The organism is Candidatus Zixiibacteriota bacterium (genome assembly GCA_036480375.1).
GTDB lineage: Bacteria > Zixibacteria > MSB-5A5 > GN15 > JAAZOE01 > JAZGGI01.
Genome location: JAZGGI010000031.1, coordinates 1 through 15,993, shown reverse-complemented (window position 1 = coordinate 15,993; position 15,993 = coordinate 1). Strand labels below are relative to the sequence as shown.

The 15,993-nt window shown below is 43.8% G+C and carries 12 protein-coding genes; 10 read left to right on the top strand and 2 right to left on the bottom strand.

Features of this window, described 5'->3' with window-relative positions:
• Positions 1-46 precede the first annotated feature (46 nt).
• The 4 genes from V3V99_10010 to V3V99_09995 all read left to right on the top strand — a co-directional run bounded on the left by V3V99_10010 (position 47) and on the right by V3V99_09995 (position 6,641).
• Positions 47-3,010, top strand: coding sequence for a FlgO family outer membrane protein (locus tag V3V99_10010; protein MEE9442985.1), 2,964 nt, complete (start codon positions 47-49; stop codon positions 3,008-3,010).
• Between the two features lie 8 nt (positions 3,011-3,018).
• A complete protein-coding gene (locus tag V3V99_10005; protein ID MEE9442984.1) occupies positions 3,019-3,150 on the top strand; it encodes a hypothetical protein in 132 nt (43 codons plus the stop codon).
• Positions 3,151-3,807: 657 nt separating this feature from the next.
• Entirely contained in the window at positions 3,808-3,996 is a 189-nt protein-coding gene (locus V3V99_10000; GenBank protein MEE9442983.1) for a hypothetical protein, read from the top strand.
• Between the two features lie 251 nt (positions 3,997-4,247).
• Positions 4,248-6,641 (top strand): ABC transporter permease, encoded by a 2,394-nt coding sequence (locus V3V99_09995; GenBank protein ID MEE9442982.1) that lies wholly within the window; start codon positions 4,248-4,250, stop codon positions 6,639-6,641.
• Positions 6,642-6,692: 51 nt separating this feature from the next.
• Here the strand turns inward: V3V99_09995 and V3V99_09990 are convergent, their stop codons facing one another.
• Positions 6,693-7,130: a MarR family transcriptional regulator gene (locus V3V99_09990; protein MEE9442981.1), complete on the bottom strand. Its 438-nt coding sequence runs from the start codon at positions 7,128-7,130 to the stop codon at positions 6,693-6,695.
• Between the two features lie 311 nt (positions 7,131-7,441).
• Between V3V99_09990 and V3V99_09985 the strand changes: the two genes are divergently transcribed.
• From V3V99_09985 to V3V99_09960, 6 genes are all read left to right on the top strand, one after another.
• Positions 7,442-8,635: an inositol-3-phosphate synthase gene (locus V3V99_09985; protein ID MEE9442980.1), complete on the top strand. Its 1,194-nt coding sequence runs from the start codon at positions 7,442-7,444 to the stop codon at positions 8,633-8,635.
• Positions 8,636-8,697: 62 nt separating this feature from the next.
• A complete protein-coding gene (gene tmk, locus V3V99_09980; GenBank protein ID MEE9442979.1) occupies positions 8,698-9,330 on the top strand; it encodes a dTMP kinase in 633 nt (210 codons plus the stop codon).
• Positions 9,323-10,906 carry a S41 family peptidase gene (locus V3V99_09975; GenBank protein ID MEE9442978.1) on the top strand — a complete coding sequence of 528 codons (1,584 nt, stop codon included), beginning with the start codon at positions 9,323-9,325 and terminating at the stop codon, positions 10,904-10,906. Before tmk ends, V3V99_09975 begins: the two co-directional genes overlap by 8 nt.
• An 83-nt stretch (positions 10,907-10,989) precedes the next feature.
• The gene (locus tag V3V99_09970; GenBank protein ID MEE9442977.1) at positions 10,990-11,613 is read left to right on the top strand and encodes a peptidylprolyl isomerase; all 624 of its coding nucleotides are present in this window, start codon (positions 10,990-10,992) and stop codon (positions 11,611-11,613) included.
• A 100-nt stretch (positions 11,614-11,713) separates the two neighbouring features.
• Positions 11,714-12,379, top strand: coding sequence for an MtnX-like HAD-IB family phosphatase (locus tag V3V99_09965; GenBank protein MEE9442976.1), 666 nt, complete (start codon positions 11,714-11,716; stop codon positions 12,377-12,379).
• Between the two features lie 30 nt (positions 12,380-12,409).
• Positions 12,410-14,908: a sugar phosphate nucleotidyltransferase gene (locus V3V99_09960; protein MEE9442975.1), complete on the top strand. Its 2,499-nt coding sequence runs from the start codon at positions 12,410-12,412 to the stop codon at positions 14,906-14,908.
• Between the two features lie 219 nt (positions 14,909-15,127).
• Here V3V99_09960 and V3V99_09955 read toward each other — a convergent pair whose 3' ends face one another.
• Positions 15,128-15,802, bottom strand: coding sequence for a T9SS type A sorting domain-containing protein (locus V3V99_09955; GenBank protein MEE9442974.1), 675 nt, complete (start codon positions 15,800-15,802; stop codon positions 15,128-15,130).
• Positions 15,803-15,993: the final 191 nt, after the last annotated feature.

Below are 15,993 nucleotides of genomic sequence, written 5' to 3'. Positions count from 1 at the left end.
ATGACAGTATTGGGATGCAGCGATAGATGATTAGAATGAGCAGTACATGACAGAGAATTCAGAACAGGACGACAAGACACAATCGCACATCATCCTGAGTAAGGGGATGATGGTGTCGCACTACCGGATGGTCGAGAAAATCGGTGCCGGGGGGATGGGCGAGGTCTATCTGGTCGAAGATACCAAGCTAAACCGGAAAGTCGCCCTCAAATTCCTGCCGTCACACCTCTCTCAGAACGAAGATGCCAAAGCAAGATTTACCCGTGAAGCTCAGGCGGCCGCAAAGCTGAAGCATCCCAATATAGTTACCATATATGAGGTTTCCGAATATAAGGGGCGACCGTTCTTTGCGATGGAACATATTGAAGGGGATTCGCTTCGAGACCTGATAAAAGATCAGAAGTTGGGATTTGATGATATTATTAAATTGTCTCTTCAAATATGTGAAGGTCTGCAGGAAGCTCATGGAGCTGATATTGTCCATCGCGATATAAAACCGTCCAATATCATTCTTGATAAAAACGGTCGTCCCAAGCTGGCTGATTTTGGTTTAGTTGCCATTGCAGGCGGTGAACAACTTACTCAGACCGGATCAACCCTCGGCACAATCGGTTACATGTCACCCGAACAGATACAAGTCGACAAGGTTGACCAACGTTCCGACCTGTTTTCTTTTGGAGTTATACTGTATGAGATGATTGCCGGACGATTACCGTTCAAAGGTGACACAGAAGCTGCAACCATGAATGCTGTTTTGAATGACACTCCTGAACCGTTATCAAGATTCAAAAGCGGCGTATCCGGTGAACTTCAACGAATTGTCTCAAAACTTTTGGACAAAGATATCGAGACTCGCTATCAAACAGCAGCCGGTGTCATATCGGATTTAAAGCAAATATTGAAAGAAACAGATCCCAATCAAATATCAAAACCAGCCATATCGGCAACGAAAAGATATAATAAATTTCTCATTCCAGTTCTTATAGTTATTATCGCCGTGGCCATTCTCATTTTTAAACCGTGGAAATTTGAAATCAGCCCACGACAGGAAGCCATAGCCCAGGAAAATAGACTGGCCATAATGTACTTTGATAATCTGGCCGACCCGGAGGATAGCCTGAAGCTTGGCGAGATAACTGCTAACCTGTTAATAACCGACCTTTCCGAATCAGAATATGTTCAAGTAGTATCCAGCCAGCGTCTGTATGATATTCTCAAGCAACTTGGACATGAAGGTGAAAAGAATATCAGTAGAAACATAGCCACACAAGTTGCAAAGAAGGCTAACGCAAAATCTATGCTATTGGGCAGCATCCTAAATATGGAGCCGGAAATAATTCTGACTGCCCAGATAATTGATGTTGAATCAGGTGATGCCATCGCTTCCCAACGAATAGAAGGTCAACCTGGCGATAGAATATTCCCATTGGTGGATAAACTAACCGTCGAAATAAAAAACGACCTATCGCTGCCTGCCCAGGCGTTATCTGAAGAAGATCCCGAAATTTCAGAATTGACAACCAGCTCCGTAGAAGCATATCGTTACTTATTAGAGGGCATGGAATATCAACAAAAACTCTACAGTGATGATGCTGAAGAGTGCTATAGAAAAGCGCTCACTTATGACTCAACATTTGCTATGGCATATTTGGCATTATTAATCCACACGGAAGGAGATGAAAGAGATACAATTTTATATAAGATGAACCTTTATTCAGGTAAAGCGTCCTCGCTGGAAAAGCTGTACATCAAAGCCTTTGACGCTTATTATAGGGAAGATTACCCTGATTATGAAAACTACATAAAATACCTTACTGAAATAATTGAGAAATATCCGGAGGAAAAAATAGCTAAAAGTATATTGGGGGATTACTACAATGAAAATAAACGGGATACTGAAAAGGCAAAAAGTCATTATTGGGAAGTAATACAGCTTGATCCATTATTCGGTCCAGTATATAATCGACTTGCCTATATATATAATTCCCAGTACAAATATGACAGCGCAATTTGGGCTATCAATAAATATATAGAAGTCGCGGATCCCGACGAAGCCAATCCATATGATACTCGCGCTGACCTTTATGCCTATAACGGCAAGTTAGAACAGGCCATTGAATCATACGAAAAGGCATTGGAAATAAAACCGGATTTTTACGCGTCTCGGCTTAAATTAGGATATCTGTATCTTTTCAATAAAGAGTATGACAAGGCTGAAATTTTTTACCGCCAGCTTTGTTCTGATAGTAACGCATTCCGACGTTCACTTGGAAGAATGCTCTTATCTTATATTCCCATTTATCAGGGGAAATTCACCGAAGCCCTGAAATTATTAGATGATGCCATGGCGGCGGATAGAATAGAACAGGGTGATTATGCCGGAGCGGATCTTCGATTTATTAAAGCCAATATATATGAGGCGAGAAAAGAATGGAAAATGGCGCTGAAGGAAGCTGAAAGAGCCATAAAAGATTATTCCGATGCCCATCCCGATGACTGGATTTATTTTCGACACGAGTATATCTTACCGCTTTCATGGGATAAAGATTTTGCGAAAGCACAAAAAGAGGCTGAGATTTTTAAGAAAGATATCGAAAAAAATGATTCATCGACAATATGGGCATATTGGTATGCCGTTGGTCATATTGAATTTGCCAAAGGCAATTATGAACAATCCGTTGTCTGTTATGAAAAGGCGGCAAAAGATGTGACACACTTCCAGGTGCATTATATGCTCGGTAGAGCATACCTGATGTCGGGCAGGTTGGGCGAATCTGTGACCCAGCTTGAAAAAACCATTAACAGATTTGATGTCGGGCGAGTCGGTGTGATTACCATGGCGGTAAAGATTTATTATTACCTGGGTCTGGCCTACGAAGAATCCGGATGGGACGCCCGGGCGATAGAACAATACGAAACTTTCCTCGATATCTGGAAAAACGCCGACCCGGGCATTGAAGAAGTCGAAGACGCCCGCGCCCGTCTGGCGCGGCTGAAAGGCGGTTCATGAGATAACGAATGGAACATGACGACGACAAGACAAAGAGCCACATCACCCTGACCAAAGGCACGATGTTGGGGCATTACCGTATCATCGAAAAGATCGGTGCCGGTGCCCCACATCTTCAGGGATTGTTGAAAAAGTCTTGAAATGATCTTCAGCCTAAGGAATAGGGAAACACTTCGAATCGTAAGTTCTTGATACACAGCAAGTAGCGATTTTGTGAAGCAAAATTGTGACGTGCCACCAAAACCGTCAGTTCACACCCCTCCTGCGTCGGGCCAAGAACTGACGGAACCTCAAAAATAGACGAATTTATTTTCGGATCGTGTCCAGCATTGAACATCCACATTTTTCCAACCAATCTACCGCAATTACTGAAAACAATCGCATTATTGAATGGAATGGTTTATGGTTGAGTGTTTGCGATCAATGGCAAAGAAGTCTTTTACGAAAGTACTAAAAAGGATAAAACGAACCCAATTCGTTGTAACTCACACAGACACATTTATATATGAGGATTTTTCAGAAATGCGATTGTGGATAACTCTCAAACCACAGATTGACGCGCTCACTTCGTTCGCAATGATGGAGAACACACCCAGCCCTTCGGGCATCCCTCTCTATAGGGGAAAAGAAAAAAAACAGGCGTTCACCTGTCGTAATCAACACCGGTTTGATATGACCAAAAACGTTAATCTGAGGAAACAAACCCATTTTTAGATTGAATATTCCTGTAACGAAGCGGTATATAAATTAAGAACGGATAAAAAATATTGGAAAATTAACCCAGAGGCGGATCAGTCATGGCTGAAATAAAAATCAATTTAACGGCACGGGAAGACCTTCTACCCAAATGCCCCTTCTGCGAAAAAGAGACCACTGAGCTTTATACCAAATCCAAAGGAATCCCCTGGATTGAAGGTAAAAACATTATCTATTTCTGCCCCCATTGCCTGAAAATTCTGGGAATCGGCCAAAGCCGTATGATGTAGATTATTTATTGATTTGCTTATCTGTGACAATCCCAAATAAAATTACATTTTTATTTGGGTGTGCGATATCGGACAGTTATTTTGCGATATCGAACATATATTTTGTGCCACATATTTATAACATACAGAACACCACCATCTTAACCACTTGGCATAATTATTGCTTTCATTTTCTAAAATCTCTTCTGTCGAACCCTTCGTATAAAAAGGCGTCGATATGTATTATTAATTTGCTCTAACGGGAGTATTAAATGCTAAAAAGTTATCTCAAGATTGCTATCAGAACACTACTTCGACATCGAGTTTATACATACATTTCGATCGTCGGGCTTGCTTTGGGGCTGGGACTCAGTCTGATTTCAATGTCATACATGGTCAGCGAGCTAAGTTGGGAAGATGGTCATCAAAATCATGATCGCATATATCGAGTTGAGATGCGGTATCAAAATGCCGATACTGTTTGGGCCAGTGCCCGGGTTATGGCTCCTCTGGGCGAAGCGCTTCTTGAGGAAAATATCGGTATTGAACAGGCTGCCGTATTTAGGCATGGTCGGGAAATTTCTCTAAAAATCAATAATGAGACATATCAAGCCGGGAATCTGATCTTCGCGCGCCCGGAGTTTTTTGATGTTTTTACTGTTCCGATCAAAATTGGGGACCCCGAAACATCCCTGGCAAATCCCAATTCAGTCCTTATCACTGATTCTATTGCTAAGGCATATTTCCCGGATCAAAACCCCATTGGCAAAACGATTACTCTCAATAAAGAATTTGAACTACAAATTACCGGTATCCTTGAGGATTTGCCCTGGAACACGCAATTGCATTGTGATTTTATAGCTTCTTATTCCACTCTTGAAACATCGAGAGAACACTTGACAACCTGGACTCAGGGGCAGTCGGATTTGACTTACCTTTTGCTTAAGGAAAACGCCGATCCGGAATACATCAAAGGCGAGATACAAAGCGTTTTTTCCAATAATGTTCCAAAAGAGATAGCCCAGCGATTTACTTTCTCCCTGATACCCCTAAAAGACATTTACTTTAACACTTATTATTCGGGAAATCGAGGTGAGTTATATCCGGGCGGTGAATATGACATGGCCATAATAATGGTATGTATCGGATTATTTATTTTGGTTCAGGCAATTGTCAATTTTATCAGCCTCTCAACGGCGCGAGCCGCCGACCGCATGAAAGAAGTGGGTGTTCGCAAAACATTCGGAGCTGCTCGATATCGATTGGTAGCGCAGTTTCTGGGCGAATCGATGCTCATTACAACCGCGGCCATGATCTTCGGAATTGTTTTGTATGAATATTTTCAGGAGTTTTTCTATTCGCTTAATCCCAATTATTTTGAATTCGCCAATCTATACAGAGATGCCGGCAACGTCATGTTGCTCGTAGCGCTTATTATCATTGTGGGGATATTGGCGGGTTTTTATCCGGCTCTTTATCTTTCAAGGTTCAAACCTATATCTATATTAAAAGACGATATCAGAACCGGGCCTTCAAGGTCATTTTTGAGAAAATCATTGGTCGTCTTCCAATTCACGCTGGCCATATTCTTTATAACTCTCACAGTCGGATATTACAATCAGGCAAATTTCGTGAGCAATATGGAACTTGGTTTCGATAAAGAAAACGTCATGATCCTCCGTTTTAACGGCGAAGATGATACCGCGGAAGATTGCGCCCTTGCCAAAAATGAAATCCTGGCTCAAAACGACGTCCTGGCCGTCGCCCGAAGCGGTGGAGTTCTTGGCACGAGAACCTGGTCATATCGGTTTTATACCGCCCCGGAACGTCTTGAAGAGCATCAGATAATTACAAAGAGATATACTGTCGATTATGATTTTCTCTCAATGTACGGAATTGAAGTAATTGAGGGGCGAGGCTTTTCGGAGGATAGACCGGACGATATCGGCCATTCAGTACTCATTAATCAAAAGATGAAAGATGAATTGGGGCTGGGTAACGCAATTGGCTATCGCTTATATACCGATTCTGCCGAATTTGAGGTTATTGGAGTCGTAAAAGATTTTCAAGGCGCGCCGATTGATTATACCTACCGCTCTAAATCGGTTATAACTCTCAACCCGGATAGCTGCCGGGTTCTGTGCGTCAGATTGCCGGCGGACAATATCAGCGGCTCAATCACTTCAATAAACGAAACCTGGCAAAAGGTATTCGGGGACCGTCCGTTTACATATTCATTTCATGATGATAATATCAAATCGGTATATTCTGAGTTTAACGATATTATCGCGCTAATGGGAATTCTCTCAATAATCTCCATTGGTATCGCGGCCCTGGGAGTGTTTGGACTGATGTTATACACGGTCGGGCATAAAACCAAGGAATTCGCGATTCGAAAAGTGCTCGGAGCGACAATGTCGGCGATTGTTAATATACTGGCAAAAGAATTCGTGGGTCTTATAATCATCGCCAATCTGATTGCATGCCCTCTGGCATATTTGTTACTCGATTCGTTTATGCAGGATTATGTCATCAGAACTGACTTTGGAATCGGGACTTTTGCTTCAGGAGGATTCCTGATACTATTAATAGCGTTGCTAACCTCGGGCTATCACGTTTATAAAGCGGCGCGATCAAACCCCTCGGATGCGTTGAGATATCAATAATATTGCAATAGAATTTTCGTCATTTGTTAAGCTCGGGTCAATTGCCTGCCATTAGGCTATTTTTGATAATAGCGTTAACAGTAACGCTCTTTCATCTTCACTGAGATTTCCCCAGAGGATGCCAATGAGTTGTTGATTTATCTCTTTTATATGACGGGCTGCCTTTTTCCCCTCCAGCGTCAGCTTGATAATTATCCGCCGTTTATCGGTTTTGTCCATCGTGCGGTGAATCAGGCCCCGGGCGGCCATCCGGTCCAGAGTCCGGGTAATGTTAGCATGGGGAAGCAATGTTTCCCGAGCGATTTCTTTGACCGCGACACCATAACCAATCGATGCCAGGCGGCTAAGGATAGCGAATTGCTCAGGAGTATTAACGCCGAGATGATGCTCTTTATCAGCCTGCTTAAGTAATTTTCTGAGAGCTGTTTGCTTAGCCGACCAAAGTTTATTTAGTCCTTCAATTAGTTTGTTTTCAATATACTGTTCCATATCGCAATATATATGTATATACAATGATATTGTCAATTGAAATGTTATTCATGAGTCTAATTGGCAGGATGTTCGTTACGAAATTTCATAAGATACAACTATATATAGCATTACATGAATTCATATTTGGCGAAATGGGATGAATTGCCTGTTTGAATTGACTACCATAGTGCTTAAAATATGCTGTTATGATTGTACATACAATTAATATTTATATATAAAAAATTTGCACTGTTATGCGAATGTTTGTATATTCTCGACGCAAGTTTGAGGGTTTAGCAAATAACTTTAGAGTATAAAGGAGTCTATAAATGGGCAGTAAGAAAGTACGAGTCGCTATTATTGGTGTGGGTAATTGCGCCTCATCATTTGTGCAGGGAGTGCACTTCTATCAAAAAGCCAAGGTTAACGATTTTGTCCCGGGATTGATGCATGTCAATCTGGGCGGTTATCATATTTCGGATGTTGAGTTTTCGGCGGCGATTGATATCGACGTTAACAAAGTCGGCAAGGATTTGTCGGAAGCGATTTATACCAAGCCGAATAATACCTATAAATTTTGTGATGTCCCCAAAATGGGCATCAAAGTTCAGCGCGGCATGACTCACGACGGTCTGGGGAAATATCTCAGCCAGATTATCCAGAAAGCTCCCGGTGATACGGCGGACATTGTCAAGCTTTTGAAGGATACTAAAACCGATGTGGTTGTCAGCTATTTGCCGGTCGGCTCCGAACACGCCACCAAATGGTATGTGGAGCAGATTCTTGAAGCCGGATGCGGCTTCGTAAATTGCATCCCGGTCTTTATCGCTCGGGAACGATATTGGCAGAAGCGTTTTGAGGAAAAAGACTTGCCGGTAATCGGAGATGATATCAAATCGCAGGTTGGAGCGACTATTACTCATCGTATTCTGACCCGTCTTTTTCAGGATCGCGGTGTTAAGCTTGAGCGAACCAGCCAGCTCAATGTCGGCGGTAATACTGACTTTTTGAATATGCTTGAGCGTGAGCGTTTGGAATCCAAGAAAATTTCCAAGACCAACGCGGTAACCAGTCAGCTTGATTATGATATCGGCTCCAGGAATATTCATATTGGCCCGTCTGATTATGTCGAATGGCTGGATGATAGAAAATGGGCTTATATTCGTATGGAGGGTACGACATTTGGTAATGTACCTCTTAACATCGAATTTAAAATGGAAGTCTGGGACAGCCCTAATTCGGCGGGCGTGGTTATTGACGCTGTGCGCTGCTGCAAGCTGGGTCTTGATAACGGTCTCAAGGGAGCTCTTTTGGCGCCGTCGGCATATTTCAAAAAATCGCCTCCGGTACAATACACTGATGATGAAGCGCGTGAGATGGTTGAGGAATTTATCCGCAAGTACGGACAGAAATCATCAAACGAAAAATCTTCGCGTAAAATTACGTTGAAAGCCGGGACCGCAAAGAAAACGACTAAGAAGAAAGTTCCCAACGGTCGTAAAAAAGTTAAGGCATTAGCATAAATATTTTCTTATCTTAAAGGCGGCTGATTTACAGCCGCCTTTTTTTATAATTTTTTTGAGATATGAAAAAACGCAAGGGACTTTTTATCACATTTGAGGGGATTGATGGGTGCGGCAAGTCAACCCAGGCCAAAAAGCTTTTTGGGGCGTTAAAAAAATCAGGCTTCCCCGTAGTTTTTATCCGTGAACCGGGCGGCACTCCGGTATCGGAAAAAATCAGGAAAGTATTGCTTGATCGCCGCATTGAGTTAAATGCCCTGGGTGAGTTGTTTTTATATCAGGCTGCTCGTGCCAATCTGACTGAAAAGATAATTATTCCCGCCCTGAATAAAAATCAGATAGTCATCTGCGACCGCTTTTTTGACTCAACTACGGCCTATCAGGGTTACGGTAGAAAACTGGATCTTAATCTGATTGAGAAGTTAAATAAATCGGCCAGTTTTGACCGTAATCCGGATATGACTTTTATACTCGATGTTGATTATGAAACTTCATTAAAGCGCAGGAATGGCAAACCGGATCGATTGGAGAAGGAAAAAAGAGTTTTTTTCAATCGCGTCCGCAAAGGATTTCGTGATATATCTAATAAGAAAAGGGTTATCTTGCTCGACGGTCGCGATGATATCGAAACTATCTTCGCACAAATTCTATCGCGGGTATTAAAAAAAATAGGCGCCCAGAACATAAATGCCTGATAAAAAAGCCATCATAGTCGGATTAGTTTCGTCCCTCATGATATTTATCATATTGTTTTTTGGGGGAATTTACCTTTTACGAGACCCGCTTTTAAAAGAGACGATAACATTTAGCTTCACCGCTTCAATGATCGCTTCCCAATATCCGCTGCCTTATTCGCGGGCGCAGGCATTAAAGGCCGCCCAGGACGCGATGCTGGAAACGCTGGATCCCTTTACAAATCGGATCAGGTCGGATCAATACAATCTTTTGATTGAAGAGTCTTCGGGCAAATATGGGGGGATCGGCATGATTGCCGCCCCAAAAGATTCGTTTATTTTGGTGATGTCCGTAATTGAGGATGGCCCTGCCGAACGCGCTGGAATAGAAAGGGGGGATAGAATAAGAGCGATTAATAATCAGAAGTTCTTTAATATGAGCCCTCAGGAGGCTGGCAATCTGATGCGCGGGGCGGTCGGAACAAATCTAAGTCTCACCTTATTGAAGCTGCGATCGGGTGAAGAGGTTGACCTTGAAATAATTCGTGAAATAGTTAAACTGAAGCATATCCCCTATTATGGCGTCACTGAGGATAACATCGGCTATTTGAAAATCTCTGATTTTGAAGCCGGGACTTCGGCCGAGATCGAAAATTGTGTGAATGAACTCGAAGACGAAAATGTCATTGGATATATCATAGACGTAACCGGCAATCCGGGAGGATTTCTGGAAGAGGCGGTTTCTGCCGCTGATATATTTCTCGACCCTAATCAACTTATTGTCGGTACCGATAGCCAATCGAAATGGGCCTGTAATTCTTATCGTTCGCTTCGGAGAAAACTTACCGATAAGCCAATAGTAATACTAACGGACATAAACACGGCTTCTTCAGCAGAAATATTTACCGGCGCAATCCGAGGAGCTGGGCGCGGAATTATAGTCGGAGATACCACTTACGGGAAGGGATTGGTACAAGCCCATTATAATTTACAAAATGGTGATGCCTTGAGATTGACCATATCCCGCTATTATTTCGCGGACGGCCGCTATCTCAACCCCCCTGATTCGGAACTATCGTTTTCAGGATTGGCGCCTGATATCGCGTTAAAACAAAATGTCGAACGGAAGTTTAACCAATATATTACATCCACGTTTTTCCTCTATGATTTCATATTGGAAAACTGGCCGGAATTGTCTCAGTATCCGTCGAATTTCAGATACCCCGATACCGTCATTTCTATGCTTGAACATTTTGCGGACGTTTACGACTCTCAATATGTCTCTGGAACAACCACCGGCATCGAAACCATTTTGAGTTATCTATCTTTTGAATCACCGGCGTCACCTATTGAAAAAAAGATCGGAAATCTCAGGGAGTTATCGGTGAACGCAGATCGGAATTCATTTGGTCGATACGAGGATCTTGTTGAATTTCATCTGCGCCGCATCGTAACAGAATGGAAAAGCGGTCCTGACGAAACCTATCACCACGTTATCGTCCCCGGACGGATTGATATAAGATTGGCCGCAGAACTACTGCTTGATATAGATAAATATGAGGCCATATTATCGGAGGATGTTCACATGGAGATTTGAACTTCGCCGATTTAGGCCTTGCTTCTGATGAAAGTTTTATTAATTTTGCGTAATTGTAAACGCCAGGACAGAAAGGGTAATTTATGTTTTCAGATGTTTCAAAGAAGGTTTTGGGATTTTTCATCATCATTATGGTATTATCCATGCCTGTATTCGCTCAGGAGGGCGGTACCAAGGGAGACAAGAAGGAGGCACCTGTGGCCAAGGAAAATCCATTGGAGTATATTCGGATCGAGACCAGTATGGGCAATGTTGTCGTTGAGCTGAATCGGGAAAAAGCGCCCCTTTCGGTCGCTAATTTCCTGAACTATGTAGATAAGAACTTTTATGACAATACGATCTTTCATCGGATAATCTCTAACTTTATGATTCAGGCCGGCGGGGTTACTTCGGATATGGAACAAAAACCAGGGGGTAAGCCGATTGAGAATGAATGTAAAAATGGATTAAAAAACGCACGCGGCACAATCGCGATGGGGCGAACCAACGATCTCAATTCGGCCACGACCCATTTTTATATCAATGTTAAAGATAATTTCAATCTTGATGGGGCCTGCTATGCCGTGTTTGGTCAGGTTATTGACGGGATGGATATCGTTGACAAAATTAAGATGGTCAAGACCGGAACCAAGAGGAGTTTCCGAGATGCGCCCCTGGAAGATGTTATCATAAAAACCATCGTCAGAACAGAAAAACCTAAGAAATAATCGAAATTATTTATCAGACAATGCTGTAAAATCAAAGGCGGCCTGAGCCGCCTTTGATTTTTAAAGTAAATAAATCTCGTATAATTTCGAGAACTACATAGTGAAAAATGCGAAAATCAATAAAATAACAGTGTTCTCTGATTTTGACGGAACGATATCGACTCGCGATGTAGGCAATCGCCTCTTTCATCATTTTTCCGAGGGCAAATCGGAAGAAGCCGTCCGCCACTGGAAACTAAACGAAATCGATTCTCGGGAGTGTTTGCTTCAGGAGGCGGCGGCTATGCGAAAAATCACCGAAACGGAATTATTTGAATTCATTGACAGTTTTGAAATCGACCCAACATTTATTGATTTTGTCGAGTACATGCGTCACAAAGAAATGCCTCTATATCTACTTTCAGACGGTCTTGATATATATATTTATCGATTGCTTCAAAAGTATAAACTGGATGGTTTGGAAGTCTTCGCCAATTCCGCCCGACTGATTAATGGGCGACTGAAGTTTACATTTCCCTATTATGATAAGAGTTGTGGCGGATGCGCTAATTGTAAAGGGTATCATATCAGAAATCTTCGTCAACAATATAGCAGGGCCGTATATATTGGCGACGGCAGGTCTGATGTTTGCGCGCTTGACGAAGCCGATATTATTTTTGCCAAAGATTATCTCGCCGAATATTGCCGCGAACATAAAATTGAATTCTTGCCATTTAATAATTTTTCTGTTATAACTGAAGTGCTGGCCGAAAAAATCGGCCGCTAATTAAACAAGCACAGACAGGGAGCACAAATCGTGAAAGCGATTATTATGGCCGGAGGTTTTGGGACCCGGTTAAGGCCGCTAACAATCAATATCCCCAAACCTATGGTGCCGATTGGAAATCGGCCCATGATGGAACATGTCGTCAATTTGCTCAGGAAGCATGGATTTGACGATATCATGTCGCTGATATTTTTCCAATCCGAAGTTATCCGAGATTATTTCCGGGACGGAAGCAAGTTTGGCGTCAAGATGGATTACATGTTGCCCGATCAGGATTACGGCACCGCCGGAGCGGTTCGCTATGCCGCCGATTTTTGTGACGATACAACGCTGATTATTTCGGGTGATGTGCTAACCGATTTTGATTTAAGTGCGGCTTTCCAATTTCATAAGGATAATAAAGGCGACGCCAGTATTTTGCTGACAAGGCTCGAAAACCCTCTTGCCTACGGTATTGTTATTACCGATGAAAATAGCCGTATCACCCGCTTTTTGGAAAAACCATCCTGGGGCGAAATGTTTTCCGATACGGTAAATACCGGAATTTATATTCTCGAGCCCGAGATTATCCAATTAATTCCGCCCCGAACCAATTTTGATTTTTCGCAAAATCTCTTTCCCGTCATGCTCCAGCAGAATATGAACCTGCTGGGGAAAATATCCAAAGGATATTGGCGGGATATCGGAAATATCGATGAATATACTTACGCTCAGCATGATATTCTTGAGGGAAATGTCGCCATTTCAAATCCGGGCGAGGTAATAGAGAAAAACGGAAGCCGGGTCTATCTGGGCGATAATGTTGATATCGCCGATTCGGTTACTTTCTCCGGAACCGTTTTTATAGGTGATAATTGCCGGATTGGTGAAGGCGCTCATGTCGCCAATTCGATAATAGGTTCTCATACAACGATCGGCGAAGAAACCAAAATTTCCGGTACAACTATTTGGTCAAAAACAGTGGTCGCGCCTCTGGTATCGATTTCCAGCGCTATTATTACTAAACAGGTGCAGATAGACCGCGGGGCTTCGATCCTCGACCGAGCAGTTGTATCAGATGATTGTCAGGTCGGAGCTGAGGCGACAATTCGGGCCAATTGCAAAATCTGGCCGGGCAAGATTATCGATGACGGCGCCGTTGTTTCTTCTTCGATTGTCTGGGGTGAAAAGTGGAACCGGGAATTGTTTACCGATTCCAAAGTTTCGGGTCTGGGGCTTACTGAAGTAACGCCCGAAATGGCGGTCAAGCTGGGCGCGGCATTTGGAGCTTCATTGGGAAACAAGCAGAGAATTGTCGCCAGCCGCGACGCTTCGGACGCGACGCGACTTTTGAAACGCTCAATTATTTGCGGCCTGATGGCAACCGGTGTGGATGTTGATGATCTCGAGATTTTGCCATCGCCGGTATTGCGTCATACGTTAAAAAACGGAAATTACGGAGCGGGGATTTATCTGCGCCACAACCCGGACAACTATAACGTGGTTGATATAATTTTCCTCGACGATTCCGGACTCGATCTGCCAACCTCAATAACCAAAAAGATCGCACGCTCGTTTACCAATGAAGACTTCCCCCGAGCCTCTCTGGCCAATACCGGTCATCTTGAGGAACAGGAGGGGTTGTTCAAGAATTATAGCGACGCGTTTTTGCGGATGATTGACGGCGAAACCGTGCGCCGCCGTGATTTCAAGATCGTTATCGATTATTCATACGGGTCGGCCGGTCAGTTTTTTCCAGCCATCACATCATCCCTCGGGATCGATGCCCTGAGCCTTAACGCTTATCCCAATCCTTTGCGCGCCGCGGACCATTTGCACGAATTGCAGGATAAAATCAAGCAGCTATCAACGATCGTGACGTCATTGTCGGCCGATTTGGGAGTCATGATAAACCCCTCCGCGGAAAAGATGATTGTCATCGACGGTCAGGGAGACGAAGTCGGCTCGCAACTGCTTCTTCTGCTCGTGACCGATTTGTATCTTCGCAGCCACAAATCGCGGCGTATCGCGGTACCGGTTGCGGCGTCGATGGGGGTCGAAGGGTTGGCCCGCGAGTACGGCGTGGAAGTTACCCGGGTTAGAAACGATCATCTGGCAATGATGAATGCCCACATCCGGGGCGGAGCCGATTTTGTCGGCGGAACCCTGGGCGGATTTATATTCCCGCGTTTCCAAATCGGGGCCGACGCGATGTACGCCACTATCGCTTTGCTCGAAATGCTGGCCAACGCCGATACGACAATCGAGGAATTGCGCCATCGATTTACTTCATACGTGCGCAAAATCGTTTCGATACCGTGCCCGTGGAGCAAGAAAGGCCAGGTCATGCGGACGCTTATAAATATCACCAAGGATAAAGAAAGACAATTGATTGACGGCGTCCGGATCATGGAAAACGGCGGTTCGGTTCTGGTCGTTCCAGACAGGCAAAAAGCGGCGTTCAGGATTATTGCCGAAGCTGAATCGGAAAACAGCGTCGAAAAGATTATCACTCGCTACTCCGATTTGGTCAAAGAATCACAGAATTAGGCCGGTATCCTCCCGAAATTACGCATCACCTATTTTTTGGTTCTGTCGGATCCTTAGCGAAGCGATGACCCGATGGATGTAAAACCGTCAGGTCACACCCGCCTTCGGCGTCCAAGACCTGACAGAACATAAATTGACCGCGGGCGACAGATATTCAAAATAGAAGGATGCATCATCCATGATGCATCCTTTTTTTAATCGCAGTTACCGCGTTCTTGTTTATTTAAGTAACAGCATCTTCTTCGTTTCAGTAAACTCTCCGGCCTTCAGACGGTAGAGGTAAGTACCACTGGCGATGTTGCTGCCATCCCATTGGATATGGTGTAACCCGGCCTCAAGGTGTTCGTCGACAAGCACAGTAACCCTCTGACCGATGATGTTGAAGACTTCAAGTTTTACAACCGCCGCATCGGGAAGACTGAAGCTGATTTCGGTGGTCGGATTGAATGGATTAGGATAGTTCTGCGACAACCGGTAAGTTACCGGCCTCCCTAACAGCCTGTATGCAATATTGACGGTTGACGGAGGAATAAGCCCTGCGGCTACCTGACGGTTGTTGTTAATCTCATCGCAGATTGTTTTTGCCGTTTCATGATCACCCGCGGGGTCATCGATCACATCGTCACAATAGGTAATTGCCTTCGATACGGTGGCACCGTCGCCGATGATGATTTCCATCTGACTGAGCTTTCCACTGGCTACGTTCAGAAGCAATGCCATAAGTTGCTGTTTTGCCCGATCAATCATATCTACCGAGCCTTTAAGGTTTAGCAGGCTTTTGAGGACTATCAGCTTGTCATCGCATAAAACGGAAACCGGCGGCTGATAAACTATAACCTGATTGATGGCATTTCCGTTAAAATGATTTTCTATCAGGTCAAGATAGTCACACAATGTAGGAGCATCTATTTGAGCATGTCCTTTGCCACCAGTTGCTACGCCAACCTGATGTTTCCATTGTGTCGTTTCAGCCTAAAGTGGACAGGAATGGCTTGAAGTTAAGACGTAGTTTTGTAGATTTGGCATATCAGAGAGGAGTTGGTTATGAGTACCAACAGAAGCCAGAACCCTGAATCGGTGGTTAG

Excerpts from the sequence above, each read along its gene's own strand:
- V3V99_10010 (MEE9442985.1), top strand. The coding sequence starts at position 47 with ATGACAGAGAATTCAGAACAGGACGACAAGACACAATCGCACATCATC.
- V3V99_10005 (MEE9442984.1), top strand. The coding sequence starts at position 3,019 with ATGGAACATGACGACGACAAGACAAAGAGCCACATCACCCTGACCAAA.
- V3V99_10000 (MEE9442983.1), top strand. The coding sequence starts at position 3,808 with ATGGCTGAAATAAAAATCAATTTAACGGCACGGGAAGACCTTCTACCC.
- V3V99_09995 (MEE9442982.1), top strand. The coding sequence starts at position 4,248 with ATGCTAAAAAGTTATCTCAAGATTGCTATCAGAACACTACTTCGACAT.
- V3V99_09990 (MEE9442981.1), bottom strand. The coding sequence starts at position 7,130 with ATGGAACAGTATATTGAAAACAAACTAATTGAAGGACTAAATAAACTT.
- V3V99_09985 (MEE9442980.1), top strand. The coding sequence starts at position 7,442 with ATGGGCAGTAAGAAAGTACGAGTCGCTATTATTGGTGTGGGTAATTGC.
- tmk (MEE9442979.1), top strand. The coding sequence starts at position 8,698 with ATGAAAAAACGCAAGGGACTTTTTATCACATTTGAGGGGATTGATGGG.
- V3V99_09975 (MEE9442978.1), top strand. The coding sequence starts at position 9,323 with ATGCCTGATAAAAAAGCCATCATAGTCGGATTAGTTTCGTCCCTCATG.
- V3V99_09970 (MEE9442977.1), top strand. The coding sequence starts at position 10,990 with ATGTTTTCAGATGTTTCAAAGAAGGTTTTGGGATTTTTCATCATCATT.